24 protein-coding genes are annotated in these 26,798 nt (G+C 64.6%); 12 read left to right on the plus strand and 12 right to left on the minus strand.

Annotation, left to right across the window (positions count from 1 at the left end):
* The first annotated feature begins 138 nt into the window (after positions 1-138).
* Positions 139-729 (plus strand): Crp/Fnr family transcriptional regulator, encoded by a 591-nt coding sequence (locus E8E75_RS15780; protein ID WP_153918889.1) that lies wholly within the window; start codon positions 139-141, stop codon positions 727-729.
* On the opposite strand, the gene E8E75_RS15785 is transcribed toward E8E75_RS15780, so the two are convergent.
* Complete coding sequence (locus E8E75_RS15785; protein WP_153918892.1) at positions 707-2,437, minus strand: AMP-binding protein; 1,731 nt, start codon at positions 2,435-2,437, stop codon at positions 707-709. The two genes, E8E75_RS15780 and E8E75_RS15785, sit on opposite strands and share 23 nt — an antisense overlap.
* Positions 2,438-2,711: 274 nt before the next feature.
* On the opposite strand from E8E75_RS15785, the gene E8E75_RS15790 reads away from it, so the two are divergent.
* Positions 2,712-3,068, plus strand: a complete 357-nt coding sequence (locus tag E8E75_RS15790) for a heme-binding protein (protein ID WP_256672946.1) — start codon at positions 2,712-2,714, stop codon at positions 3,066-3,068.
* A 57-nt stretch (positions 3,069-3,125) separates the two neighbouring features.
* On the opposite strand, the gene zapE is transcribed toward E8E75_RS15790, so the two are convergent.
* Entirely contained in the window at positions 3,126-4,232 is a 1,107-nt protein-coding gene (gene zapE / locus E8E75_RS15795) for a cell division protein ZapE (protein WP_120652676.1), read from the minus strand.
* Positions 4,233-4,388: 156 nt separating this feature from the next.
* Entirely contained in the window at positions 4,389-5,627 is a 1,239-nt protein-coding gene (lysA, locus tag E8E75_RS15800) for a diaminopimelate decarboxylase (RefSeq protein ID WP_280359401.1), read from the minus strand.
* Between the two features lie 113 nt (positions 5,628-5,740).
* Here lysA and E8E75_RS15805 point away from each other — a divergent pair, with 113 nt between their 5' ends.
* The 4 genes from E8E75_RS15805 (at position 5,741) to E8E75_RS15820 (ending at position 10,737) form a co-directional block, all read left to right on the plus strand.
* Positions 5,741-6,667, plus strand: a complete 927-nt coding sequence (locus tag E8E75_RS15805; RefSeq protein ID WP_153918901.1) for a LysR family transcriptional regulator — start codon at positions 5,741-5,743, stop codon at positions 6,665-6,667.
* Positions 6,668-6,738: 71 nt separating this feature from the next.
* Entirely contained in the window at positions 6,739-8,235 is a 1,497-nt protein-coding gene (locus tag E8E75_RS15810) for a PLP-dependent aminotransferase family protein (RefSeq protein WP_120652679.1), read from the plus strand.
* Between the two features lie 122 nt (positions 8,236-8,357).
* On the plus strand, positions 8,358-9,428 hold the full coding sequence (locus E8E75_RS15815) for a TIM barrel protein (protein ID WP_280359454.1): 1,071 nt from the start codon (positions 8,358-8,360) through the stop codon (positions 9,426-9,428).
* A gap of 49 nt (positions 9,429-9,477) precedes the next feature.
* Complete coding sequence (locus tag E8E75_RS15820) at positions 9,478-10,737, plus strand: MFS transporter (RefSeq protein ID WP_120652680.1); 1,260 nt, start codon at positions 9,478-9,480, stop codon at positions 10,735-10,737.
* A 60-nt stretch (positions 10,738-10,797) separates the two neighbouring features.
* On the opposite strand, the gene pbpG is transcribed toward E8E75_RS15820, so the two are convergent.
* The 3 genes from pbpG to E8E75_RS15835 form a co-directional block, all read right to left on the minus strand.
* Positions 10,798-11,745 carry a D-alanyl-D-alanine endopeptidase gene (pbpG, locus tag E8E75_RS15825; protein WP_280359404.1) on the minus strand — a complete coding sequence of 316 codons (948 nt, stop codon included), beginning with the start codon at positions 11,743-11,745 and terminating at the stop codon, positions 10,798-10,800.
* A gap of 177 nt (positions 11,746-11,922) precedes the next feature.
* Positions 11,923-12,309: a DUF488 family protein gene (locus E8E75_RS15830; RefSeq protein WP_153918907.1), complete on the minus strand. Its 387-nt coding sequence runs from the start codon at positions 12,307-12,309 to the stop codon at positions 11,923-11,925.
* 12 nt (positions 12,310-12,321) lie between these two features.
* Entirely contained in the window at positions 12,322-12,762 is a 441-nt protein-coding gene (locus E8E75_RS15835; RefSeq protein ID WP_120652682.1) for a thioesterase family protein, read from the minus strand.
* 96 nt (positions 12,763-12,858) lie between these two features.
* On the opposite strand from E8E75_RS15835, the gene E8E75_RS15840 reads away from it, so the two are divergent.
* Positions 12,859-13,818 (plus strand): helix-turn-helix domain-containing protein, encoded by a 960-nt coding sequence (locus tag E8E75_RS15840; protein WP_153918910.1) that lies wholly within the window; start codon positions 12,859-12,861, stop codon positions 13,816-13,818.
* Positions 13,819-13,914: 96 nt separating this feature from the next.
* Positions 13,915-14,670, plus strand: a complete 756-nt coding sequence (locus E8E75_RS15845) for an SDR family oxidoreductase (RefSeq protein WP_348530019.1) — start codon at positions 13,915-13,917, stop codon at positions 14,668-14,670.
* A 52-nt stretch (positions 14,671-14,722) separates the two neighbouring features.
* On the opposite strand, the gene E8E75_RS15850 is transcribed toward E8E75_RS15845, so the two are convergent.
* Positions 14,723-15,601: an SDR family NAD(P)-dependent oxidoreductase gene (locus E8E75_RS15850; RefSeq protein WP_120652685.1), complete on the minus strand. Its 879-nt coding sequence runs from the start codon at positions 15,599-15,601 to the stop codon at positions 14,723-14,725.
* A 112-nt stretch (positions 15,602-15,713) separates the two neighbouring features.
* The gene (locus tag E8E75_RS15855) at positions 15,714-17,471 is read right to left on the minus strand and encodes an FAD-dependent oxidoreductase (RefSeq protein WP_153922422.1); all 1,758 of its coding nucleotides are present in this window, start codon (positions 17,469-17,471) and stop codon (positions 15,714-15,716) included.
* Between the two features lie 233 nt (positions 17,472-17,704).
* Here E8E75_RS15855 and E8E75_RS15860 point away from each other — a divergent pair, with 233 nt between their 5' ends.
* The 4 genes from E8E75_RS15860 (at position 17,705) to E8E75_RS15875 (ending at position 23,326) form a co-directional block, all read left to right on the plus strand.
* Positions 17,705-19,342, plus strand: a complete 1,638-nt coding sequence (locus E8E75_RS15860; protein ID WP_153922420.1) for a DUF1302 domain-containing protein — start codon at positions 17,705-17,707, stop codon at positions 19,340-19,342.
* A 23-nt stretch (positions 19,343-19,365) separates the two neighbouring features.
* A complete protein-coding gene (locus E8E75_RS15865; RefSeq protein ID WP_120652688.1) occupies positions 19,366-20,742 on the plus strand; it encodes a DUF1329 domain-containing protein in 1,377 nt (458 codons plus the stop codon).
* Between the two features lie 80 nt (positions 20,743-20,822).
* Positions 20,823-22,199, plus strand: a complete 1,377-nt coding sequence (locus tag E8E75_RS15870) for a DUF1329 domain-containing protein (RefSeq protein WP_280359409.1) — start codon at positions 20,823-20,825, stop codon at positions 22,197-22,199.
* Between the two features lie 137 nt (positions 22,200-22,336).
* The gene (locus tag E8E75_RS15875; RefSeq protein ID WP_153922418.1) at positions 22,337-23,326 is read left to right on the plus strand and encodes a 5'/3'-nucleotidase SurE; all 990 of its coding nucleotides are present in this window, start codon (positions 22,337-22,339) and stop codon (positions 23,324-23,326) included.
* Between the two features lie 266 nt (positions 23,327-23,592).
* Here the strand turns inward: E8E75_RS15875 and E8E75_RS15880 are convergent, their stop codons facing one another.
* The 4 genes from E8E75_RS15880 to ribB form a co-directional block, all read right to left on the minus strand.
* Positions 23,593-24,027: an SDR family oxidoreductase gene (locus E8E75_RS15880; RefSeq protein WP_280359410.1), complete on the minus strand. Its 435-nt coding sequence runs from the start codon at positions 24,025-24,027 to the stop codon at positions 23,593-23,595.
* Positions 24,024-24,362: an SDR family NAD(P)-dependent oxidoreductase gene (locus E8E75_RS15885; protein WP_218584193.1), complete on the minus strand. Its 339-nt coding sequence runs from the start codon at positions 24,360-24,362 to the stop codon at positions 24,024-24,026. Before E8E75_RS15885 ends, E8E75_RS15880 begins: the two co-directional genes overlap by 4 nt.
* 133 nt (positions 24,363-24,495) lie before the next feature.
* Positions 24,496-25,707, minus strand: a complete 1,212-nt coding sequence (locus tag E8E75_RS15890) for an NADH:flavin oxidoreductase (RefSeq protein ID WP_153922416.1) — start codon at positions 25,705-25,707, stop codon at positions 24,496-24,498.
* Positions 25,704-26,789, minus strand: coding sequence for a 3,4-dihydroxy-2-butanone-4-phosphate synthase (gene ribB, locus E8E75_RS15895; protein WP_153922414.1), 1,086 nt, complete (start codon positions 26,787-26,789; stop codon positions 25,704-25,706). The genes E8E75_RS15890 and ribB overlap by 4 nt, the downstream gene beginning before the upstream one ends.
* Between the last annotated feature and the right edge of the window lie 9 nt (positions 26,790-26,798).

A 26,798-nucleotide genomic window follows, 5' to 3' on the forward strand; every position in this document is an offset into this window, starting at 1 on the left:
CACGGGAGAGTTCCTTCTTGGTTGGGGCTGAAAAAAGGAGTCTAGTGTCAGGCACACGGAGGCGACGGGCAATTGCGGATTGGGAGCCGAGCGCCCGCCTGTGCTTAGATGAGTTCAGTACCTCCAGGCCAGCCCCCCATGATCCCCGCCGACATCCAGCTCCAGTTGCAGGACATCTTCCACGCCCACGGCATGGCCGACCCGGCGCTGCAGGAGTGCCTGTTGCAGGTGCTCAAGCTGCGCGACTACGACCATGATCAACCGATCATCCGCGCAGGCGAGCGTCCCACGCACTTCTACGTGATCCTCTCCGGCGTGGCGCGCTACTACTACCTGTCCCCGGAAGGCCGCCAATGGAACAAGACCTTCTTCCGCGAAGGCCAGTTGATTGGCTCTCTCAGCGCCCACCTCAAGCAGCAACCCTGCACTTACAGCATTGCCGCGGTGGAAAGGTGCCGGCTGGCGAGCCTGCCCCTGGCGATACTCGACCAGTACGGCAAGCGCTTCCCGCAGCTGCAGCAGATGCAAGACCTGGTAACCCGGCAGATCATGCTGCGCAACGAGGACCGCGAGGCACTGCTGCTCACTCGCAATGGCGAGCAGCGCTACCAGTGGCTGCTGGATAACGAGCCCTGGCTGCTGGACCGGGTGCCGCAGTACCAGTTGGCCAGCTACCTGGGGATGGACCCGGTGTCCTTCTCACGGGTCAAGCGCAAACGGGCGGGCTGAGCGACTCGCGCACTCGCAGTCCCAGCGCTTCGGCCCGCTGAACGCAGAACTCACGCTGCCCAGCAGGTACATCCGCCAGACTTATCCACAGGCTGCCATCGGCGCCCTGGGTTACCTCGCAACCCAGGGTCGGGCAGGCGCTGCCAACCCGATCGCGATAAACGCTGGCTGCCGCCAGCTCCCGCAGCTTCTGCTTGTAGATCTTCCCCACCACCGTCACCGGCAGGGCATCCACCAGGAATATCCGTTTCGGGCAGGCCGGACGTTCAGCGATGTGCTCGAAGGCGAACCGCTGCAGTTCGTCGAGGCTGGCCGCCTGACCCTGGCGCAGCTGCACGAACACCACCGGCAGCTCGCCGGCGTACTCGTCGGGCATGCCCACGGCAGCAGCCATGGAGACTGCCGGGTGGCTTTCCAGGCAGTTCTCGATCAGCGCCGGATCGATATTGTGGCCGCTGCGGATGATCAGGTCCTTGGCACGCCCGGTGATGAACAGATTGCCGTTTTCGTCCAGGTGCCCCAGATCGCCACTGCGCAACCAGCCTCCCTCCAGTGGCGACCGGTCCTGCCCCAGGTAGCCGGGAAAAACCGTGGGGCCGCGCACGCAGATTTCCCCGCCGTCGATCCGCACTTCGATTGGCGCCGCCACATGCCCGGCACTGCCCGGAATCGCCGGACGACTCAGATTGGGCAACGCGATCACGCCGCTGCATTCCGTCATGCCATAGGCCTGGTACAGCTCCAGCCCTGTCTGTGCCTTCACCTTCTCGCACAGGGCCGCCGGTACCGGTGCGCCGCCGGAAAGCATGAAACGCAGACTGCTGATGTCGTGCCCGTCGATCGGGACTTCCAGCATTGCCGCCACCGAGGTGGGAATGCCGCCACTGATGGTGATGCCGTAATGCTCCACCAGACGCCAGTGTTGGCGGATCACCTCCGGATTGCGGAAGCCGCCCAGTGTCGGCAGCAACATGCGCAACCCGCTGGCCAGGCCGCCCAGGCTATTCACGAGGGCACCGGCTACGTGGAAGATCGGCAAACCGTTCAGCGCCACATCCTCAGGGCCGGCCTCCATGCAGGCGCGATAGGCGCAAGCGGCGGCTACCTGGTTCGCATGGGTCTGCCGGGCGAGCTTGGGCACCCCCGTGGTACCGCCGGTATGGAAGTAGGCGGCAATGTCGTCTGGCCGAGGCAGCAGTGCCGGCTCCAATGCCGCGCCGGAGTAGCGTTCGAGCAACTGGTCGTAGAAAAACTCGCCGCCCTGTACCAGTACCGACACGCACCTGGGTCGCTTCGACAAGCGCAACGAAGCGCCCAGCGCCTTTTGCCACAGGTCCGAGCCCGGCACCGGACCGAGCGCCACCAACAGATCCGTGCCGGCCTTGTCCATCAGGCTGGCCAGGGCTTCTTCGCTCAGCAGCGGGTTGATCGGGTTGGCGATGCCGACGCTGGCGGCGGCCCACAGCAGGCACTGGCTCTGCGGTATGTTCGGCAGCAGCAGCGTGATCACCGGCCTGCGCGTGCCGGCCAGGTCCAGCAGCATCCGCGCGCTGCGATTGAGCTGGTCAAAGAATGCCCAATAGCTCAGGTCCTGCTCGCCCATCTCCTCCCCGAGGTTGTGGATAAAGGTCAGCGCCATTCGTTCCGGGTGAGCGGCCGCCGAGGCCTGCAATAGTTCGTAGACAGTGGTGGGAATCTGGCTGGACATGGCGGCCTCCTGGACCTGCGCGTTGTTGTGCGCCGATTCTTGGGGGCCGCCGCAAAGGCGGCATTAACAAATGTTAAGAAGGCTGGCGAGGCTTGTAACCCTCGGCCAGCGCCTACCTGACGACATCGTTTCGCCGTCCCTGTCTCCCGGCCAAAGGCAAAGGTTTCATGCGTGCCGCGACAGGAGAACCCGCCATGAAATCACTCCAGTACCTCGCCCTGGTGGTCTTGCTGCCTGCCTGAGCGCCCATGCCAAAGTCGCCAGCGAAAAGAACATGACCCTCAAGATCGCCAGCGACATCGCCAATGCCGCGGTGCAGGCCTGCACCGCCAAGGGCTACAACGTCACGGCCGCAGTGATGGACCTCGCCGGCAGTGTGCGCACCATCCTCCGCACGGACAAGGCGGGCCCGCACACCCTCGACTCTGCCCGGCGTAAGGCCTACACCGCCGCCTCGACCAAGCGCAGCACCACCGAAATGCTTGAGAACGTGCAGAAGAGTCCTGCGGCCCAGTACTTGCCGATGATCGACGGATTCCTGGTAGTGAGCGGCGGCGTACCGGTGAAAGTGGGCGATGAGGTGATCGGTGCCGTGGGCGTGGGCGGCGCGCCTGGCGGGCACCTGGATTAACAGTGCGCCAACGCAGGCCTGGAAGTGGTTAAGGATCAGCTCAAGTAGTACCGGACGTCAGAACCGCGCCAACTGCATCTCCTTCAGCCGGCTCAGGGTGCGGCGGAAGGGGAACTCCAGATAGCCCTCGGTGTAGAGGCGGTCCATGGCCACGGCCGCCTCGAGGTAAAGCGGCACCCGGCGGTCGTAGCACTCGTCCACCAGCGCGATGAAACGGCGCACGCCGTCGTCATGCACCGACAACTGCGGCAATTCGCGGTCGCCGGCGTCGACCCGTTCCGCACCATCTTCGGTACCCCGGGCGATACGCCCTTCGCGACGAGACGCACTCAAGTTGGGCACATCCCCCAGCAGAATCACCGGGAAGCGGTCACACAGGGCGATGAAATCCAGGGCCGCCAGCGGTTGCTGGCAAAGGTCTTCATAGCGGAACCAGACCGCCGCCGCGCATTGGCGCACCACCGGTATCGGGCGATGGCCGAGCTCCACCGGCTGGTTGGAACTGCCCTGCCCCGCTGCGAGCCGTTCGAAGACTTCGGCGAGGAAACCGGGCTTGCCCGGCTCGGCCACCCAGTAGCGCTGATGGGCCGTACCCGGGTGCAGGCGATGATCCTCACCGCCGTCCACTGCCACCACCTGCATGTGCCGCTCGATGGCGTCGATGGCCGGCACGAAACGCTCGCGGTTGAAGCCATCGGCGTAGAGTTGCTGCGGAGGCTGATTGGAGGTGGCGACCATGGCTACGCCTTCATCGAACATCGCCCGCAACAAGCGGCCAAGCAGCATCGCGTCGCCGATGTCATTGACGAACAGCTCGTCGAAGCACAGCACCCGCACCTCTTGCGCCAACTCACGGGCCAGCGCTTGCAGCGGGTCCGGCGTGCCGGTGAGCTGGAACAGCCGCTGATGGACCCAGCGCATGAAGTGATGGAAATGCTGACGCCGTGCCGGGACCCTGAGGCTCTGGTGGAAGCGGTCCATCAGCCAGGTCTTGCCGCGCCCTACCGGCCCCCAGAGATAGACGCCTGTTACCTCGCCGGCGTGGTGCAGCGCCTCATGACAGGCCTGTAGGCAATCGACCGCGCGCCGCTGGGCCGGGTCAGGCAGGAAACCACCCTGCTCGAGGGCGTGATGGTAGGCGGCGAGTGGGGAATCGAAGGTCATGGCGCGGCATTGTGGAGGTTGCAGACGCCTTCGGGAAGGTTCGTAGGTTGGCGCAGAGCGCAGCGAAGCCCAACGCATTCTGCCTCGGATACTTCCGCGTGGCGGGAAAACCCTCACCCTGCCCCCCTCTCCCGGAGGGAGAGGGGGGCAGAACACTCAGAACTGCTCGAGCGCCAGCAGGTCCGCCAGGGGCTGGCGGCGGCGAATCAGGCGGGCTTCCTCGCCATCCACCAGCACCTCCGGCAGCAGCGGCCGGCTGTTGTAGTTGGATGACATCGACGCGCCATAGGCGCCGGTGTCGTGGATCAGCAGCAGGTCGCCAACCTGGGCCGCCGGCAGGGCGCGCGGCGCCACCAGGCCACCGTCGTGCTGGGTGAAGACGTCGCCGGATTCGCACAGCGGGCCGGCGACCACCGTCTGGCGCTGCGGGGCGGTAACCGGGTTGCCGGCATCATCCATCAGGCTCATGTCGTGGAAGCTGCCGTACATGGACGGGCGCATCAGGTCGTTGAAGCCGGCATCCACCAGGATGAAGTGGTTGCTGCCCACATCCTTCACCGCGCGCACTTCGCTGAGCAGACAGCCGGACTCGGCTACCAGGAAGCGACCCGGTTCCAGTTCCAGGCGCACCGGATGCTTGACGATGCCTTCGATCTCGCGACGGGCCTGGTTCCACAGTTCCACATAGCGCGGAATGTCCACCACCGGGTCGCCCTGGCGATAGGGAATGGACAGGCCGCCACCGGCGGAAATGGCTTCCAGGTCGCAACCCAGGTCACGTACCGCGCCGACCATTGCCCCGCAAACCTCTTCCAGGTGGCTGTAGTCCACACCGGAGCCGATGTGCATGTGCAGGCCCACCAGAACCAGACCGTAATCACGGATCACCGCCATCGCGGCGTCCAGCTGGCTGTGCCAGATGCCGTGTTTGCTGTTCTCGCCGCCGGTATTGGTCTTCTGGCTGTGGCCATGGCCGAAGCCGGGGTTGATGCGCAGCCACACGCGATGGCCGGGGCTTGCCTGGCCGAGCTGGGTGAGCATGTCGATTGAGCCGACGTTGACCTCGATACCCAGTTCAACGGCGCGCTTGAGGGTGGCACGGTCAAGCAGGTCGCAGGTCAGCACCACGCCCGCCGGTTCACCCTTGGGCGAGTAGCCCGCCAGCAGAGCGCGCTCGATTTCGCCGAGGGATACCGCGTCCACCTGCACACCCTCTTCGCGCATCAGGCGCAGGATGCTCAGGTTGGAGCAGGCCTTCTGGGCGAAACGGATCACATCGAAGCCCTTGAGCTGGGCGATTCGCTCGCGGATCACAGCCGCGTCGTAGCACCACAGCGGGGTGCCGTGTTCACGGACGAGGTTGGCGAGGGTAGCGGCGGGAATGTTCGGGCGCATGGCGGCCTCCGGAATCGAGATGCCGCCATGATCGCAAGCCGTACTGATTCATAAAAATACCAATTCATCACAACTCGATTCATTATTGATATGCAAACCACTCGGTACCGCCCATGGACCTTTCCCTCCGCCATATCGAAATCTTCCGCGCCGTGATGACTGCCGGCAGCGTCACCGGCGCAGCGCGCCTGCTGTTCACCTCCCAGCCCACCGTGAGCCGCGAGCTGGCACGCTTCGAGCACCTGCTGGGCTTCCGTCTGTTCGATCGCGAAGGCGGGCGCCTGTCTCCCACTGCGCAGGGGTTGGCGCTGTTCGACGAGGTGCAGCGTGCCTACACCGGCCTGGAACGCATCGCTGGCGCGGCCCATGCGATTCGGCGCTACGACCAGGGCCAGTTGGCCATCACCGGGCTGCCGGTGTTTGCCCAGACCCTGCTGCCGGCGTTTGCCCAGGCGCTACAGGAACGCCACCCCGGCGTCAGCCTGAGCATCGCTGCGCAAGAGTCACCGCTACTGGAGGAGTCCCTGAGCGGCCAGCGCCACGACCTCGGCCTCCTGGAAACCGAACTGGTGCCGCGCGGCACCCAGGGCAGCACCCTGCTGGCAGCTGACATGGTATGCATCCTCCCCGCTGGCCACCGTCTGCTACAGAAGCCGGTGCTGGACCTGGCCGACTTCCATGACCAGCCGTTCATCAGCCTCTCGGGCCTGGACATCTATCGCCAGAGTCTGGATACGCACTTCGTCACCGCCGGTGTGCAACGCCGCCTGGTCGTTGAAACCAGCACCGCCGCCTCGGTCTGCGCCATGGTGCGCCAGGGACTGGGCCTGGCCATCGTCAACCCGCTGAGCGCCCTCGATGAAGCCGGACGGGGTCTGGAAATGCGCCGCCTCGCCGTATCGGTGCCCTTCCGTGTGCAACTCATCCGCCCCGAGTTCCGCCCTGCTTCGACCCTGGTCGACACGGCGATGCAACTCTTCCGCGAACAGGCCGAGGCGATCCAGCAACGACTGGCGCATCGCCTCATCGGCAACCCTTGATACCTCCCCGCAGCCAGCACCGGCGCGCACAATAGGCGCCCGGCGCACTCCGTGCAGAAGGCAGGACCCGAATGAAGACCCCCGGCGGCATGTTGCTCTCCGGCATCGAACTGGACCGTTCCAGCGCGGTGCCGCTCTATCGTCAGCTCTACCTGCAAGTGCGCAAGCAGATCCTCTCCGGGCGGCTGCCAGGTGGTACCCGCCTGCCCTCCACACGAACCCTGTGCAAGGAGCTGGCGCTGTCGCGCATCACATTGCTCAATGCCTTCGACCAGCTCACCGCCGAAGGCTTCCTGGCACCGCGCACCGGAGCCGGCACCTACGTAAGCGATGAATGGGAGGGCCGTGACGCCGCTGCCGACGCCCCGCGTAAACCACCGCGCCTGTCGAGCCTGAGCCAGGCGGTGCATTCCATGCGCAGCGAGCACTTTGGCGGAGTGTCCTACAACGCCTGGGCGGCGGATTGCCCGACCTCCTTCCTGCCCAGCCACCCGGCCTACGATGCCTTTCCGATGCCTGTCTGGAAGCGCCTGGTCGACCGTCACCTGCGTAAGCCGAGCAAGGCGCAACTGGGCTACGGCGAACTGAAGGGGCTGCAGCGCCTGCGCGAAGCAATAGTCGAATACGTGTTCGACGCCCGCGGCATCGACTGCAGCGTGGATCAGGTCGTGATCACCTCTGGTGCCCAGCAGGCCTTCAACCTGCTGGGCATGCTGCTGCTCAACCCCAGCGACAGCGTATGGATGGAAGACCCCGGCCACATAGCCGCGCGTATCGCCTTCCAGGCCCTGGGTTGCCAACTGGTGCCCCTGCGTATCGACGAGCAGGGACTGGACGTGCAGCAGGGACTGCGCGAATGCCCGGACGCGCGCCTGGCCTTCACCACCCCCTCTCGGCAGCACCCGCTGGGTACCACCATGAGCTATGCGCGCCGCCAGGAACTGATCGACTGGGCTGGACGCGGCCAGGGCTGGATAGTCGAAGACGACTGTGACAGCGAGTTCCGCTACGTCGGTCGCTCGCTGCCGGCGCTCTACGCCATGGACCCATGGCAGAAGGTCATCTACGTCGGCACCTTCAGCAAAGTGCTCTACCCCTCGCTGCGCCTTGGCTACGTGATTCTTCCCGAGGCGCTGGTCGAACCCTTCTGCGCCATCCGCGCGGTGATGGACCGCAGCCCCTCCACACTGCATCAGGCCACCACCGCCGACTTCATGCAGGACGGGCACTTTCTAGGCCACATCCGCCGCATGCGCAGTCTGTACCAGGCACGCCAGGCCAGCCTGGTGGAGGCACTGCAGCGCCACCTGGGTGGGTTCCTCAGGGTGGACCCGGTAGAAGCCGGCCTGCACCTGATCGGCTGGCTGGACGAATCGGTGGACGACGACGCCCTGGCACGGGGGCTGGCCGATCACCAGGTCTACACCTACGCCCTGCGCGACTACTGCATCCGCCGATACCTGCCACCGGGACTGCTGCTGGGTTTCGCCGCCACCCCGGAGGAGCAGGCGGAGCAGCGCGTCCGTGAGTTCGCCAGCGCCTTGCGCGCCCTCGGGATGAAGGTTTGAGCATCGCCACACGGGCTACCAAAGTGGTCATAACAACAAAAGGAAAATGGCTATAGGGATAGCACCATTCCGGAGCGATAAAGGCATCGCCGGCCACCCCGGCGTCGCTATCAGGAATGACAATAATGAATGCTATCCAAGCCCGATTCGCCGCCCTGCTGAGCCATAACGCAGGGGCTGGTTCCGAGCCTCCGCCGCTCACCCCCGACCTCGCCCGCCGTCTGCTGCAGCGCCTCGACAGCCTGCGCCTGTTCGCCCACGGCTATCCCCTGCTGACCAACCTTACCCAGGGCCGGGTCAGCCCCGAAGACATGCTCGACTTCGCCTATCGGCACGAACTCGATGGGCTCTCCCTGCACCTGCTGGATGGCGAACACAACAGCCTCTCGCAGATGTCGTCTGAGCGCCTCGCCGCCTTCGCCGCCAAGGCCCGCACCTTGGGTCTGGACGTCCACGTGGAGATCAGCAGCACCCTGCCTGAAGATGTCGACCAGGCCGTGGCCGTGGCCCGCGCCATCGGCAGCCGCAACATCCGTGTCTATTCCCGCTACGAGGGTCACCTTTCGCGGGTCATGGACCTTATCGAGGACGACCTGCGGCGCCTGGCACGACTGGCCGACGAACATGATCTCAACTTCGATTTCGAGCAGCACGAGGAACTCAAGAGCGACGAGATCGCCACGCTGCTGCGCCGCGTCGGACACCCGCGGCTAAATGCCCTGTTCGACTTCGGCAACATGATCAACGCGTGCGAACAGCCGTTGCCGGCACTCGCCAACCTCGCACCCTTCATCCGCCAGGTTCACCTCAAGGGCGTACGCGTGGTGCCCGAGCAGAACGGCTTCGGCCACTACGGTGTGCTCCAGGGCAGCGCCGAGGACCAGCTGCCCGGCGCGCGCATGCTGCTGGAACTGCTGCTGTTGGGTGAATCGGCACCGCAGGTGGTGGCCTTCATCCTGGAGCAGGAAAACCACTACATCGCCCCGGCCTTCCGTCAGACCAGCGAAGACGCCGACCCCTTCATTCCCTATCGCGAGATGAGCGAAACGCCGCTGCCGCCGGGCTACAGCCTGGAGCGAATGCTGGCCGACGAGCACCGCTGGGCCAACAACCAGGTGCGCCATGTCCGCGGCCTGCTGAACGAACTCCGCCTGCTGGCCGAGCTGACCCTGGCCGACGCCGAACGAACCTGACCGGCCGTCCCGACGGCTCCCCGTAACCCGGAAACTGTGGAGAACAACAATGACAGCACAGGCTAAAGCCAAGTGGCTCCGCTTCCTGGTCCTCGTCCTTGGCGGCGGGACCATCTACAAACTGTCCAGTCTCAAGGACGCGTTCTATATCCCGATGCAGGAGCACATGGGGCTGACCCACACCGAGATCGGCACCCTGCTCAGCGCCAACGCCATCGTCGCCACCGCCCTGTTCGTGGTAGGCGGCTTCCTCGCCGACCGTTTCGAAACCCGCAAGCTGATCCCACTCGGGCTGGTCGGCACCGGCGCCCTGGGCCTGTACCTGGCCAGCTTCCCCGGCTACAACCACCTGCTCATCGTCTTCGCGCTGCTGGCGGTGTGTGCCGACTGCCTGTTCTGGCCGTCGCTGCTGAAAGCTGTTCGCAATCTCGGTGACGACGGCGAACAGGGACGCATGTTCGGTTTCCTCGAAGGTGGCCGCGGCGTGGTCGACACCCTGGTGGCGTTCGCCGCCTTGGGCGTATTCATCGCCCTGGGCTCCGGTGCCGCCGGGCTGAAAGCGGCGATCCTGTTCTACTCCGTCATCGACATCAGCGTCGGCCTGCTCACCCTGTTCCTGTTGCGCGGCGCTCGTCAGGACAACACCGCGCGTGACCCCGTCGGTCTCGCTGGTCTGCTGGAGGCGGTGCGCGTGCCGGGCATCTGGCTGGTGAGCCTGAATGTCTTCATGGTCTACATCGTCTATTGCGGCCTGACCTACTTCATCCCCTACCTGAAGGACATGTACCAGTTGCCGGTAGCCCTGGTCGGTGCCTACGGCATCATCAACCAGTACTTCCTCAAGGTATTGGGCGGACCGGCTGGCGGCTTCCTGGCCGACAAGGGCCTGAAGAGTCCGAGCCGCTACCTGAAGTGGGCCTTCCTCGCCCTGCTGCCACTGATGGCGGTGATCCTCAGCATTCCGCGTGGCGAGAGCTTCATCTATGCCGGTATGGCCGCGACCCTGAGCTTCGCCCTGGTGGTCTTCACCATGCGCGGCGTGTTCTGGGCCCCGATGAGCGAAGTGGGTATCCCATCCCGCATCACCGGGTCCGCCTTCGGTATCGGCTGCCTGATCGGCTACGCCCCGGGGATGTTCGCCTACGTCATCTACGGTGCACTGCTCGACCACTACCCGGGCGAACAGGGCTACACCTACGTGTTCAGCCTGATGAGCGTGCTCGCGGTAATCGGCTTCCTTGTTTCCAGCCTGCTGCACCGTGCGGTGAACAAGCGTGCCACCGTCACTGCCGGCGAGGCCCTGGCCTAACGATTGCGCAAAACGAAAAAGCCAGCCTCACGGCTGGCTTTTCCATGGTCCCGCAGAACCTCAGTTCTTCACCTCCGTCTGCACCGTCGCCTCGCGAATCTGACTGTCCTTGTACTGACGGTAGTTCTTCGCCGCCGCCGGCACCGGGCCGCTCTTGCCGGTTTCCAGCCAGCGGCGCATGCGCGTGGCATCGGCCACGTGGGTGTATTTGCCGAAGGCATCCAGCAGCACCATGGCCACCGGGCGGCCATTCATCTGGGTCAGCATCACCAGGCAGTGGCCAGCCTCATCGGTAAAGCCGGTCTTGGTCACCTGGATGCTCCAGCCAGGCTTGCGGACCAGGTTGTTGGTGTTACGGAAACCCAGGCTGTAGCGCGGTTTGACGAAAGTGATGGTCTTTTCCGGGGTAGTGCTGAGCTTGCTCAGCATCGGGTACTTGCGCGCTTCCTTGAGCAGCAGCACCAGATCGTGGGCGCTGGACACGTTGTGCAGCGACAGGCCGGTGGGTTCGACATAGCGGGTGCTGCTCATACCGAGGGCACGGGCCTTGGTGTTCATCGCCTTGATGAACGCCGAATAGCCGCCCGGATAGGCCGCGGCCAGGGCAGTGGCAGCACGGTTCTCCGAAGACATCAGGGTCATCAGCAGCATGTCGTGGCGATTCACCTGGCTGCCCACACGCACCCGTGAATACACGCCCTTCATGTCCGGGTTGTCGCGGATAGTCACGGTGATGACTTCGTCCATCGGCTGCTTTGCATCCAGCACGACCATGGCAGTCATCAGCTTGGTCACCGAGGCGATGGGGGCAACCAGATTGGAATTTCGGGAATACAGAATCTTGTCGGTATTCAGGTCAAGCAGCATCACGCTGCCGGAAGCCAGGTGCAACTGTGCCGGGTCGCGAACCGGCAGAGGCGCCTCCTGGGCTTGAATTGGCGAGCCTGCAAGCACGAACAGGCAGGAACCGAGGACGAACAGCTTGGCGATCGAACTGCGAATTTTCACGATGCGTCCAGTAACGAAAATGTAGGAAATGAGAGAGATGAAAAGTAGGACCCATACCGGCGAAGTATAGGAACGGAGGCGCCAAATACTCAGCGCCTTCCGTCGTCGGGGCGCGATTTTGCGCCTTTGGTCGAATGACTGCCAGCGGGAAATGCTCGCCGAAAATCGCCGCCAGACTCAGCGAATCGAGGCTCCGCGCTCGGCCAGCAACTGACGCAGCACGGAGCGATGGCAACGTGCCTCATTTTCGCAGTAGCAGCCCACCGCAAAGTGGCTGCTGTGGGAGAGCGCTGACAGCAGGTCAAGCACCCGCGCCCCTTCCCCGCCCTCCATCTCGGCGCGGTAGCGCTTGGCGAAGCGGGCCCAGTCGGCATCGCTTTCAGCGGCCTTGCCCTCGGCCATCAACTCGCCGCTGGGCGCCAGCAGCGGCAACCAGGTGTCGTAGTAGTCGCGGCTGGCGAATTCGGCCTTGGGTACCCCCCGTGGAGGTCTACGCACGGTGCCGATGCGCAGGCCTTCGCCGTCCGCCCGCGCGGTTCCCAGCTGAACGATGCTGATGCTCATTTCCACTCCTCCTCAGCGGTTGCTGCCAGGCAGTACGCGGAAATCCTCGCTCTCTTCCAGGGCCTGAAGCGCCTCCAGCAGTGCGGGTGGCGGAACCACCAGCTTGCGTTGCTCCAGGTCGAACCAGCCGGCCGTGGAGGTGACCCGCGCCGCCAGCGTACTGCCTCGATAGAACTCGTTGCGCAGCATCATTCGGCTGCCGTCCTCGGACAGGCCGGACAAGCGCATGCTGATGTCCATTTCGTCCAGCAGATGGAATTCGCGGAAGTACTCGATCTCGTCCTTCATGACCACCGGCCCCAGGCGCAGACGGCGAAACTCCGACATGGGGAAGCCGCGATCGGAGAAATACATCATGCGCACGTCGGCGGACTTGTCGAGGTAGGCGGTGTTGCGCATGTGAGAGTTGAAGTCCATGTCGCCCCAACCGGCGATAAGGGTCTTCCGGTACATGATGAGTCTCCGCAGCAAGGTGGGTGGAGCTCACTTTATGGCCTGTCGGGCCTCTGCAATACTGGCGCGATTGACAACTTTGGTAGCGATCTCGCCATGAAGATCACCGTCCTCGCCCTTGAAGGGGTTTTCGATACAGGTCTGGCCGCCGTCCTCGATGCACTGACCACCGCCAACGAGCTGGCCACCTTGCATGGTCTGCCCTGCCCGCAGTTCGAGGTGGCCCTGGCGGGCGTGCGGCCCCAGGTGAACAGCTCGCTGGGGTTCGGCGTTCCCGTGCGCCTGGTGACGGACTGTCCGGTACCGGAATGGGTGATCGTTCCGGCCATGGGCTACAAGATGCCCGACCCGTTGCAACAGGCCCTGGCGCGTCCAGACGTAGCCGATGCGGTCGCCGCCCTGCGCGCCTGGGCCGAAGGGGGGGCGCGCATTGCCGCTGCCTGCATCGGCACCTTCGTGCTGGCGGAAACCGGCTTGCTGGACGGCCATGACGCCACTACCACCTGGTGGCTGACGCCGCTTTTCCGGCAACGTTATCCACAGGTGCAACTCGATGCCGGGCGAATGATCGTCAGCTCCGGGCAGTGGGTCACCGCCGGCGCCGCGCTGAGCCATCTGGACCTGACCCTCTGGCTGATTCGCCAGACCAGCCCGGAACTGGCCGCCCTGGTGGCGCGCTACCTGATCGTCGACTCACGCCCGTCGCAATCGGCCTATGCCCTCTCCGACCACTTGGCTCACGCCGACCCGCTGGTGCAGCGCTTCGATCGCTGGGTGCGCGACCGCCTGGCGGAAGGGTTCAACCTCGACGTCGCCGCTGGCGAACTGGCCACCAGCAAGCGCACCCTCGCCCGGCGCATCCACGAAGTGCTGGGCAAAACGCCCCTGGCCTATGTGCAGGACCTGCGCATCGAACGCGCCGTGCATCTGCTGAAGACCAGTGAGCACAGCGTCGACCAGGTCGCCGGACTGGTGGGCTACGCCGACGGCGTGACCCTGCGTACCCTGCTGCGCAAGCGCCTGGGCAAGGGCATTCGCGAACTTCGCGCCGGCTGACGCGATCGCTAGTCCCTGCGGACGATGCAACCTCCTGGTATCGGTGGGAGGTTCCCCTGTGCAGTCCCCATTGAAGACTCTCAGGAGAGACAACCGATGAAAATGCTGGAAGGCAAGGTCGCATTGGTGACCGGTGGTGGCCAGGGCGTCGGCCAGGGTATAGCCCTGGCACTGGCAGCCGAGGGCGCGCGCGTCGCAGTGGCAGGACGCACCATCGCCGCACTGGAGCAAACCTGCGCACAGATCGCGCAGCGCGGAGGTACGGGATTGGCGGTGACCTGCGACGTAACGGATCCCGCTGATATCGAACGCTGTGTCGCCCAGGTAGTGGACGCTTTCGGCGGCCTGAACATCCTGGTGAACAACGCGCAGATCATTCCGCTGGGCCGTATTCTGGAGGTCACAGACGAGGACTTCAGCAAGGGACTCGACTCTGGTCCGATGGCAACCGTGCGCCTGATGCGCGCCTGTTACCCGCATCTGAAGGGCGACGGCGCAGTGGTCAACCTGGCCTCTTCCGCCGCCGTCCGCTGGGATGCCTCCGGCTACGGACATTACGCCGCGACGAAAGAGGCCATTCGCGCGCTCAGCCGTGGTGCCGCCTGTGAATGGGGGCCGGATGGTATCCGCGTCAATGTCATCGCGCCGCTTGCGTTGTCGCCCGGTCTGCGCGGCTGGATGGACGCCTACCCGGATGAAGCGGCAGCGTTCGTTCACAGCATTCCCCTGGGCCGGGTCGGCGATTGCGAGAACGATATTGGCCGCACCGTGGCCTTCCTGGTCAGCGACCAGGCCCGCTACCTGACCGGTGCAACCATTCCGCTGGATGGTGGCCACGCGCACTGGGGCTGAGCCACTGGAAGAAAAAAGGGGCGGCCTCGGCCGCCCCTTTTGCAATCCCGCTTCAAATCACCCGCGCCGGATGTTGCACACGAGGGCTGCCGAGCATCTCCCGATAGGACGGCGGTTGGCGCCCTTCGGCTTCACTGATGCCATAGCCCTGCGCCAACTCCGCCGTCACCAGGGTCTGTCCGGAGAGGCTGGAAAGCTGCGGGTCGTTCAGCAAGGCATGGATCACCTGGCCGTTGAACTCAGGGGTTTCCGCCACGGCCAGGAAGGCTTCGTACTGGTCGGCCCGTTCGGCACCGGCGATTGCGGTGCGCTCGGTTCGCTGCGGCCCGAGCCACAGGGAAACCGCGCTGACGCCCGTGCCTTCGAGATCCACCGCCATATCTGCCGCGAACTTGTCCACACCCGCCTTCTGCGCGCCATAGGCCGGGCCGTGCATATAGCAGCCGGCGCCGTAGGACGAGACGAAGGCGATCAGGCCGTGGCCGTTCTTCACCAGTAATGGCGCCGCGTGGTAGCTGGCGATGTAGGCGGAGCGCAGGCCGACATCGAGGATGTCCACCAGTTCCAGGGGCTTTTCCCAGAAAGGGCCGGGGTCGATCAGGTTCTCGTGGAGGAAAGCGGCGTTGTTCACCAGCAGGTCGAGACGACCCTGCTCCCGTTCGATACGGGCGAAGAGTGCGTGCACCTGTTCGTCATCGCGATGATCGCAGGGCACGGCGATGCCCTGGCCGCCAGCCCGGGTCACTGCTTCGGCGGTTTCCGCCAGGCTGCCGGGCAACAACTGGCCACGCAGGCGGCTGGCGCTTTCGGTACTGGAGCGACCGCTGAGGTAGACGGTCATACCGGCGGCGCCCAGGGCGATGGCGATGCCCTTGCCGACGCCACGGCTGGCGCCGGTGACCAGGGCGATACGGGGTTTGCTTGCAGTCATGGGATTCTCCCGAATGGGTAGGGTGCGCCATGCGCACCGGAAGCCCCGTGCGGATGTTTCGGTGTGCGCAGCACACGCTACGGGGAGTAGTGAGAATTCGTTCTTCCCTGAATCAGGAGGGCAGACCCGCGGCCTGTTTCGCGAATGAATTCGCCCCTACAGCCTCCTGCTCCGCATCGTGGATATGACTGGCGGCGAGGAAGCCGAACACCATGGCCGGGCCGATGGTGGAGCCGGCACCGGGATATGTGCGGCCCATCATGGAAGCGGCGGTGTTGCCGATGGCATAGAGCCCGGCGATGGGGCTTCCATCCTCTCGCAGCACACGGGCGTGCACATCGGTGAGCAAGCCGCCCTTGGTGCCGATGTCGCCGGCGTCCACTTTCACGGCGTAGTAAGGCGCTTGCAGCAGCGGCGCCAGGCAGGGATTCGGTTGCACAGTGGGGTCACCGTAGTAGCGATCGAACAGCGAGTCGCCCTTGTGGAAGTCCTCATCCCGCCCGGCCTCGGCCATCGGGTTGAAGCGCTCAACTGTTCGCAACAGCCCGGCGGGATCGACGCCGATCTGCCCGGCCAGTTCCACCAGGCTATCGGCCTTGTAGAAATAGCCCTGCAAGTGCTTCGGCAAACGGCTATCCGGCATCGCGTAGCCCGGCAACAGCGCACCGCAGGGGTACTTGCGACGGAACTCGGCATCGAATACCAGCCAGCAAGGCACGCTGCGGGCGCCTTCACTGTCGTGCTCGTACATCGCATAGACGATGTCGGTGTAGGGCGCGGCTTCATTGACAAAGCGCTGCCCCGCCGCATCCACCATGATGCAGCCAGGCAGAGTGCGCTCGACGAACAGCGCACGCTGCTTCTCCTCGCCTTCGACATGGGTGGTGGGCGCCCACCAGCTGTGGTCCATCAACGCGGTGGCGGCGCCGAGTGCCTGCCCAGCACGAATGGCATCGCCGGTGTTGTACGGCGGCGTGGCGCTCCAGGCACTGCGGGAGGGTTGCGGATGATGCTGGCTGCGCATCTCCTGGTTGCGCTCGAAACCACCAGCGCCGAGCACCACACCACGACGGGCACGAATCAGCAGGTGGCGGCTATCACGGATCACTTCGGCGCCCAGCACGCGGCCGTCTTCCTCGATCAGGCGCTCGAGCCGGCAGTTGAGCCAGAGCGGTACGTCGCGGTCCAGCAGGGAACGGCGCAAGGCGGCAACCAGCGCGTTGCCAAGAGTCAGGAAACGGTCGCGCTTCGAGCGCAGTCGTCCCGGCAGGTCGCGCCAGTAGCGCCAGAGAATCTTCAAGGTCAGGCCGAACCAGCCAGGGCCGCGGCACAACAGCACCTGCGCTTCCTTCATGGTCATGGCCATGCGACCCATCATCAGGGTGCCGGGAGAAGGCTCGCGCATACGGGCGAACTCGTCCCCCAGCAGGCGTGCGTCGAAGGGTAGCGGGTCCATGGAGCGGTAGCCTGGCTTGCCGCCGGGGACTTCCGGGTAGTAGTCGGCGTAACGTGGCTGGGCCTCGAATCGCACCCGCGAATTGGCTTCGAGGTAGCGTACCACCTGATGCCCCTGTTCCACGTAGGCCTCGATGCGTCCGTCATCGATCTCGCCATGGGTCACGGCGCGGATGTAGGCGATCGCTTCTTCGGCCGAGTCTTCACCGCCGAGGGCCTCGATGCGGTGGTTGCAGGGTATCCAGATACCACCACCGGATACGGCCGAGGTGCCGCCGTAGCGGTCGCTCTTCTCCACCACCAGCACCTTCGAACCGAGGTCTCGGGCACGGAGCGCAGCGGTCATGGCGCCGGCTCCTGACCCAACCACCAGTACGTCGCAACTGTCGTCCCACTGCAGGCTGTTGGCGCTCATCGGGTTACTCCCTTGTTGTTCTGTATGCGCAATCCAGCCGGATTCTCGACAGCCCTCCTTGCAGCAACATCGTCCGTTGGGACTAGCGGTAGACACCTTGTGCCGGGCCGTTCCGCTTAGTCTTTTCGGACGATGTTGCGCCCTCTCGGTGACCACATAGTCAGCCCGCCACACTCAACTCAATCTTGGGCCTGGCGGAACGAGCTGTGCCCAGACACGCCGAGAGCGACATCATGATAAGAACAACAAAGGGGCATCCCCTTGCGCCGCTTCACTCCGCGATCCGCTTTGCCTGCCTGGGCCTTGCCCTCGGCCATGCTGGCCAGGGTCACGCTCTGGCTTTCCAGCCCAACGATGACCTGAAAATCTCCTGGGACACGACCCTCACCTACGCCCTCGCCTGGCGTACCGAGTCCCGCGATCACGCGCTGTCCAACGGTTTCCCGAACCCGAACATCGCCAACATCGACGACGGCAACAACGCTTTCGACAAGGGCAGCCTGATCACCAACCGCGCCAGCTTCCTCACCGAGGCCAACTTCAACTGGCGCAGCGATTTCGGCCTGTTCATGCGCGCCAGCGGCTTCTACGACGATGTCTACAACCGCAGCAATGACAACGGCACCGGCACCTCCAACTGCCTCGCTGGCGGCGGCTGCTCCCAGGCCAACCACTTCCCCCATGACACCATCGACCAGCACGGCAAGGACGTCCGCCTGCTCGACTCCTACCTCTACGGCGCCTGGGACATGGGCGGCCACGACCTCAACCTGCGCCTCGGCGACCAGGTGGTGAGCTGGGGCGAGAGCCTGTTCATCGCCAACGGCATTTCCTCAGCCATGAGCCCGGCCGATGGCACCAAGGTGAATACCCCTGGCGTGGAGGTGAAGGAAATCTTCCTGCCGGTCGGCCAGCTCTTCGGCCAGCTCAGCCTCACCGACAACCTCGGCCTGCAGGCCTACTACCAGTACGACTGGGACAAGACCGAGATCGATGGTGTCGGCAGCTTCTTCTCGGTCACCGACCAGATGGATAAAGGCGGTTTCACCGACGCCTTCGGCCTGACCCGCCGGATCGGCGACGACAAGCCGAGCGACAGCGGCCAGTACGGCGTGGCCATGACCTACGTCGCCGAGTCGCTGAACAACACCGAATTTGGTCTCTACTACATCCGCTTCCACGACAAGGCGCCGACCCTGGACTTCCTCACCAACTGGAACTCCGCCCAGTACCAGGTGCGCTACTTCGACAACATCGACCTCTATGGCGCCAGCTTCTCCACTGTGCTCGGCGAGACCAACGTGAGCGGTGAAGTGAGCTACCGCGATGGCCAACCGGTGCTGGTGGATACCGGCCTGACACCGCACGCGGTGCGCGCCGAGACCCTGCAGGCGCAGGTGTCGTTCATCCATTCCTTCGGTGACCAGCCCTTCGCCGACAACACCACCCTGACCGGTGAGGTTGGCTACAACGAGGTGCTCGACAACGACCGCGCGCCCAGCTTCAACGTCTTCGTACCGGACGGCTTCGGCGGCGCCGTGCCCATCACCACCAACAACACCGACGAGCTCTACAACGACAAGAAGGCCTGGGGCTACACCCTCAACCTGTCGCTTGAGTACCTGAACATCTTCGAAGGCTGGGACCTAACCGTTCCGCTCATCTACAGCCAGTCGCTCGGCGGCGACTCCTCCATGGCCGGCAGCTTCGGCATGGGCGAAGGCGACGACCGCCTCGGCATCGGCACCACCTGGCGCTACCTCAACAACTTCACCGTCGAGGCCCGCTACAACGCCTTCCTCGGCGACGCCGGCGACACCCCTCTGGCTGACCGCGACAACTTCGGCCTCAGCGCCAAGTACAGCTTCTGATCCACCGCAGCAGGAGAGACGAGATGCAAGCGCACAACAACAAACCGCTCCTCATCGCCCTCTTCGCCGCCAGCCTGGCCAGCACTCCCGTGCTGGCCAAGGTCAGCCCCGAAGAAGCCGCCCGCCTGGGCAAGGACCTGACCCCCATGGGCGCCGAGATGGCCGGTAACGCCGATGGCAGCATTCCCGCCTGGAGCGGAAAATGGCTGGGCGCCCCACCCCATGTGAAATTCGACGGCACCGGCAGCAAGCGCCCCGATCCCTATGCGGGCGAGAAGCCGCTGTTCACCATTACCGCGGCCAATGTGGAGCAGTACAAGGACAAGCTATCCGACGGCCAACTGGCGCTGTTCAAGCGTTACCCGGACACCTACCGGATCGTGGTATATCCCAGCCATCGCGACTTCCGCTTTTCACCCGTAGTGGAAGCCAACATCAAGCAGAACGCGCTCAGCGCCGAACTGGTCAACGACGGCAATGGCGTGGCCAATGCCTTCGGCGGTTCGCCCTTCCCGATCCCGAAGAATGGCTACGAGTTGATGTGGAACCAGAACCTGCCGGCGCGTGCCTGGAAGGAAGAGGCCACCTACAACATGTCGCTGGTGCTGGCCAACAACAGCCGCGTGAACGAGAAGGTCGGCTACCAGATCCTGTCGCTCTGGGATGATCCCAGGGGTTCCGTCCAGGGCTTCGACGGCACCCAGGCGTGCGCGATGATCAGCACCCAGGAGCCGGCCCGCAAGAAGGGCGAAATCATCCTCAGCTGCGACTTCACCGATCCGCTGGCCAAGCCGCGCCAGGCCTGGCAGTACCTACCCGGCAACCGCCGTGTACGCCGCGCACCCACCATCGGCTACGACACGCCCTACGGTGCAGGCGGCTTCCGCGTGATGGACGAGGACCGCCTGTTCAACGGCGCCCCAGACCGCTACGACTGGAAGCTGGTGGGCAAGAAGGAGATGTACATCCCCTACAACAACTACGTCCTCGACGACCCGGACCTGCCCGCCAGTGAAATCACCGGCGCCACCGGCCACATCAACCCCGACTACGTGCGCTTCGAACTGCACCGTGTCTGGGTACTGGAAGCGACCCTCAAGCCGGGCAAGCGCCATGTCTATGGCAAGCGCGTGTTCTATCTCGACGAGGACAGCTGGGCGGCCGCGCTGGGCGACAACTACGACGGCAAGGGCCAGCTCTGGCGCACCAACACTCAAACCTCCGTGTACGCCTACGAGATCCAGGCCTTCCACGCCCGCGTGGCGGTGTACCAGGACCTGATCGCCGGTTCTTACCTGGCCGACCGTCTGGTCAACGGCCTGACGCCGGCAAAGCTGAACGACGCGGCCTTCGACGCCAGCTACTTCACCGCCGCCAACCTGCGCAAGCTCGGCAAATAAGCCGAGCCCCTCCCTGGCACCCGTGCCGCGCAAGACGGCGGGGCCAGGGCTTCCCCGCAACCCTCACGGAAGCCTTGCACATGTTCATGAAAAACCCCGCCCCTCTGTTGGGCGCCCTGCTCGTTGCCAGCATCGCCAGCGCTCCTGCCCTGGCCAAGGTCGGTCCGGAAGAAGCCGCACGCCTGGGCCAGGAGCTGACCCCCACCGGTGCAGAGAAAGCCGGCAACGCCGACGGCAGCATTCCCGCCTGGAGCGGCAAGTGGCGCGGTGCACCGCCCCAGGTGCAATTTGCCGGCAGTGGCAACAAGCACCCTGACCCGTACGCTGGCGAACAGCCCCTGTTCACCATCACCGCGCAGAACATGGCGCAGTACGCCGACCAGCTTTCGGACGGGCAGAAGGCGCTGTTCCAGCGTTATCCACAGAGTTTCAAGATGCCGGTCTACCCGAGTCACCGGGACTTCCGCTACGCCCAGTGGGTGGAAGATGCGATCAAGCAGAATGCCTTGGACGCCGAGCTCGTGAATGACGGCAACGGAGTGGCCAACGCCTACGGTGGTGCGCCATTCCCCATCCCGAAGAATGGCTACGAGCTGATGTGGAACCACAACCTCCACACCGTGGCCTGGAAGGAAGACGCTACCTACAAGATGGCCCTGACCCTGGCCAACGGTAACCGCCAGTTCGAGTTGGTGAACTACAAGATCCTCTCGCCCTGGACCGATCCCAAGGGCAACGCGACCGGGTTCAACGGCATCCAGGCGCACTTCATGATCACCACCATGGAACCCACCCGGAAGCGGGGAGAGATCTTCCTTGGCAACGAGTTCACCGACCCCCTGGCCCAACCGCGCCAGAGCTGGCAGTACTTGCCCGGCAACCGCCGCGTGCGCCGCGCACCCACTGTGGCCTATGACACCCCATACGGCGCCGGCGGCTTCCGCGTGATGGACGAGGACCGCCTGTTCAACGGTGCCCCCGACCGCTACGACTGGAAGCTGGTGGGCAAGAAGGAGCTGTACATCCCCTACAACAACTACCGGCTCGATGACCCGGCCGTGAAGCTCGACCAATTGCTGTCCACCAGCGGCCACATCAACCCGGAATACATGCGCTATGAGAAGCACCGTGTCTGGGTGCTGGAAGCCACCCTCAAGCCCGGCAAGCGCCACGTCTACGGCAAGCGCGTGATGTACCTCGATGAGGACACCTGGGCCGCCGCCCTGGCCGACAACTACGACGGCAAGGGCCAGCTCTGGCGCACCAACATGCAGGCTTCGATCTACGCCTATGAGCTGCAGGGCTTCCACGCCCGCGTCGCGGTCTATCACGACCTGATCGCCGGCTCCTACCTGGCCGATCGCCTGATCAACGACCAGGACGCGCCGAAGCTCAACGCCAGCGACTTCGACGCCAGCAACTTCACCGTCGCGAGCCTGCGCAAGCAGGGTCGCTGATCCCAGGCATGCCGGGTGGCGGAGCCGCAATGGCGCCGCCGCCCGGCAGCAGTTGCAACAGCACCCTCGAAAGCCTGTAACAAATCGACCCTAGGGTCAGCTTTTTCCGAACAGCCCCACCTCACGAGGAAACAACAATGAAAACGCTGTTGAGCGCCGGCATCTGCCTGGCCGCCCTTGGCCTGTCCGCACAGGCCAGCGCCCTGAACATCCTCCTGACCAACGACGACGGCTGCCGCGCGCCCGGTATCGACGCCGTCTACCAGGCGCTGGTCGCCGCCGGCCACCAGGTAACCCTCGTCGGTCCGCAGAACGACAGCAGCGGCATCGGCGCTGCCAGCGTCGTGGTACCAGGCCAGCCGGTCGCCATTACCCAACTTGCCCAGGACAAATACTGCGTCGGTGCTCCGGCCGGCTATGTCCCGCCAGCCGGAAAGACCTCTGCAATTGGTACGCCTGTGGACGCGGTGAACGTCGGCCTTGACCTGCTGCTCAAGGACAACCGCCCTGACCTGGTGGTGTCCGGCACCAACTTCGGTGACAACGTCGGACCGCTGACGCAGATGTCCGGCACCGTCAACGCCGCCGTCCGTGCCATGTTCAAGGGTGTGCCAGCAGTAGCCGTGTCCACCGCCATCGACCTGCAACTGATCGCCCAGAACCCGCAGGCCGGCTACCAGAAAACCCTGAACGCCATGGACGACACCGCACGCTTCGCGGTCCGCGTGATCAACCGCGCGGCTGCCATCGGCGCCGAGGCGAAACGCATCTGCGACAAGAGCCATGGCAAGGCCAAGCCCTACTGCGAAACCAACGTGATTGGCCTGCCGGGCAATACCGGGTTGAACATCAACTACCCGGCGCTGGAGTCAGGCGAGGTTACGGGCGTGGCCTTCGCCCCGATCAGCGACTGGGGAAATGTGGTCTTCGCCCCCCAGCAGGGCGCTGACGGCGTCGTACGGGTAAACCTCGTGCCGCCACCCGCACCGACTACCGAACAGAAGCAGGGCGACTCTTACCAGCTGTCCCTCGGCAAGGCGGTGATCACCCCCATCGACGGCAACTACACCGCCTCGCCGCTGGTACAGGCTCAGGCGAAGCTGATGCTGGGCGGGTTGAAGCCTTGAGATTCCAGTGATCGAAAAGAAGCCCCGCGAATGCGGGGCTTTTTTGTACGACCCGTAGGTTGTGGCTGAGCTACGCGAAACCCAACGGTGCGGACCTGATACCGAGCCACGTTGGGCTTCGCTGCGCTCTGCACCAACCTACGTACACTCGCAACGTGCGTAAGGTGGATGTCGCCGTACACATCCACCAGCGGAGTCCGGATGAATCACGAATGGTGGACCGGTAGAGCGTGGCCCACACTACAGCAAGCCCAACGCCTCAAGCGTCAGACCCCGTATCCCCCATCCACCGCCAGCACCTGGCCTGTGGTGTAGCCGGCACGATTGGAGGCGAGGAAAGCCACTGCCTCGGCCACCTCCTCTGCCATGCCCCAGCGTTTGACGCAGAGCTTGCCCTGTACCGCGTCCTTCCACTGCTCGTCAAAGGTGCCGTCCGCCCAGAGACGGTGGAAGATTCCCGCGTCTATCACGCCGATGGCCACGCTGTTGGCGCGGATGCCATGACGGCCTTCTTCCTTGGCGATCCCCTGGATCAACGACTCGATGGCAGCCTTCGGCGCCACCGACAACACGTCACCCTCAGGCCAGCGGAACAGCCCGGCGGAGCTGATATGCACGATCGAACCACCGCCCTGATCGCGCATATGCGGCAGCAGGCAGAGCACAAGGTTGAGGAAACCGTTGAGGTCGGCGTCAATCACTCGTTTCCATTGCGCGAGGTCGAGATCAACGATGCGCGGTGACTGATGTCGGAGCCGGAGGCGATCACCAGGGTATGAATACGCCGGCCGGCGGTGAGCTGCCGCAGCGTCGCGGCAACGGCCGCTTCATCGCCCAGGGTCAGTTGCACCGCCTCGGCACGACGACCGCGCTCCATTACCGCGCCTACCACGGACTGCGCGCGTTCGGCGTTGCGGTGGTAGGTGAGCACCACATCGCTTCCGGCCTCGGCGAGGCGCTCGCAGATCGCCTGGCCCATGCCACCACTGCCGCCCACTACCAGGGCGACGCCATCGGGGAATGCTTCACGAGTCATGGGTGTTCCTTCTGGTTGGATACTTGATGGGCACACGATCCCTGTAGGGGCGAATTCATTCGCCAAGGGATGCGAAGCGTCCCCGGAAAGTACCGGGCCGGTCCTAAGGACCGGTTGGCGAATGAATTCACCCCTATAGGAAGGCGGCCGGCTGGTTCAGCACGCAGCGAATCCCACCCGGCAACGCCATGCTGGCTACGCACTGGTTGCAGTGGGTGCAGGCGCTACGCCAGTTCGAGCCTTCATGCCGAAGGCGCTGCGGCAGGTGCGGGTCATTGAGCAAGGCACGTCCCAGGGCGAGGAAGTCGAATCCCTCCTGCGCCGCCTGAGAGATGCCTTCGCCACTTGTGACGCCGCCGAGATACACCAGTGGCATGCTCACCGCGCTTCGCATCTGCCGGGCCAGCTCGAGGAAGTACAGCTCTTCGAATGGCAGGTCCGGGAAGCTGGCGCCACCGAACCACTTCATCGCTGTACGCTGCAAAGGGTTCTTCTCCAGCGGCACCATCTGCGGCAGCGGGCTCGCGCCTCGAAAGAGGAACATCGGTGTGCGACTGACCAACCCGCCGCTCATGACAATGGCGTCCAGTCCCGCCTCCTCCAGCAGACGCGCCGCCTGGCAGGACTCTTCGATCTGCAGGCCACCGGCAAATCCGTCGCTGAGATTGAGCTTGGCCAGAATTGGGAAATCGCGTCCCACCTCGCCACGCACCGCCGCCAGCACCTGCAGTGGCAGGCGCATGCGGTTTTCCAGCGCGCCGCCGTATGCGTCGCGACGCTTGTTCAACGCTGGCGAGATGAACTGGCTGAGCAAGTAGCCATGCCCCATGTGGATTTCGATGGCATCGAAGCCGGCATCGCGGACCAACCCGGCTGCCGCGGCATACTCAGCGACCGTTCGGCCGATGTCGACGATGCCCATGGCACCTCCGAAGGGAATGCCGGAGAACAGGCCGTACTGGTTGATGCAGGCGCTCGGACCGCGAGGCCGGGGAATGTTGAGCGGGCGATTGCGGCTGAAGTAGCCACAGTGGGCGAGTTGGGCGGAAATCGCGCCACCTTCGGCATGCACCGCCGCGGTCAGGCGCTGCAGCTGCGGGAAGATGCCGGCGTGCATCCACATCTGGTCGTGAAAGGTGAGTCCGTCGGGCGAGACACCGCAATAAGCCACGGTGGTCAGGCCGACACCGCCGCGAGCCATGGCCGCGTGATGCTCGATCAGGTCGTCGCCGGGAATCCCGCCGGGGCACATGCCTTCGAAGGTGGCCGTCTTGATCAGTCGGTTGCGCAGTTGAAGCCCGGCAAGCCGGGCCGGTTGCAACACACAGTCGAGGTGCGGGTTCATGCCTGCTCCTGATCGAAGGAAACGAACTCGACGACTTCAAGCTCGAAGCCAGACACCGCCTTGTAGTTCACCGGGAAACTCAGCAGGCGCATCTTGCGAACGCCCACATCCCGCAGGATTTGTGCACCGATTCCCAGCGTGCGCTGGGGAAAGCTTGGCGGGCGGGGCTTGTGCGTGCCCTGCTGGAGCTGTTCGATCAACGCGGCCGGCGTTTCCTGCTGTGCCAGCAGTACCACGACGCCGGCGCCCTCTTCTGCCACCCTCGCCAGCGAACGGTCAAGGTTCCACTGCCCAGGGTGGCTATCGAGCAGGTCCCTCAGGGTTTCCGCGGCCTGTACCCGCACCAGTGCCGGCCGGTCGCGGTGGACTTCGCCGCGTACCAGGGCCAGGTGCAGTTGCCCCTGGTAGTCGTCCAGGTAGGTGATGACGCGGAACTCGCCATGACGGGTCTGGATTGGGTATTCGCCCGAGCGGCGAATAGTGCCTTCGTGGAGGATGCGGTAGTGGATCAGGTCGGCCACGCTGCCCAGCGGCAGACCGTGCCGTTGCGCGAACTCACGAAGGGTCTGGCCACGCGCGGGCTCACCGTCTTCGTCGAGGATGCCGACCAGTACGGCGGCCGGGATCAGGCCGGCGAGGCGCGCCAGGTCGCACGCGGCTTCGACATGTCCGGCACGCTGCATCACCCCGCCCGGCTGGGCACGCAGGGGGAAAATGTGGCCGGGCTGCACCAGGTCGCTGGCGCTGCTGGCCGGGTCCACCGCGACCTCGATCGTGCGTGCACGGTCGGCAGCGGAGATACCGGTGGAAACCCCAGTACGTGCCTCGATGGACAGGGTAAAACCCATGCCGTGGCGGGCGCGTGAGTTGGGCACCATGAGTTCCAGGCCGAGGGTCTTGCAGCGCTCCTCGGTGAGCGCTAGGCAGATCAGCCCACGCGCTTCGCGGGCCATGAAGTTGATGGCAGCGGCATCGGCCCGGCCGGCAGAAATTACCAGCGAGCCTTCACCTTCATCGTCATCGGTCACCACGAGCATTGCGCCGCTGGCCATGGCCTCGATCAGTCGCTGTGGGCTGTCCATGGGCGCTCC

The organism is Pseudomonas sp. BN606, assembly GCF_029873115.1.
Classification (GTDB): domain Bacteria; phylum Pseudomonadota; class Gammaproteobacteria; order Pseudomonadales; family Pseudomonadaceae; genus Metapseudomonas.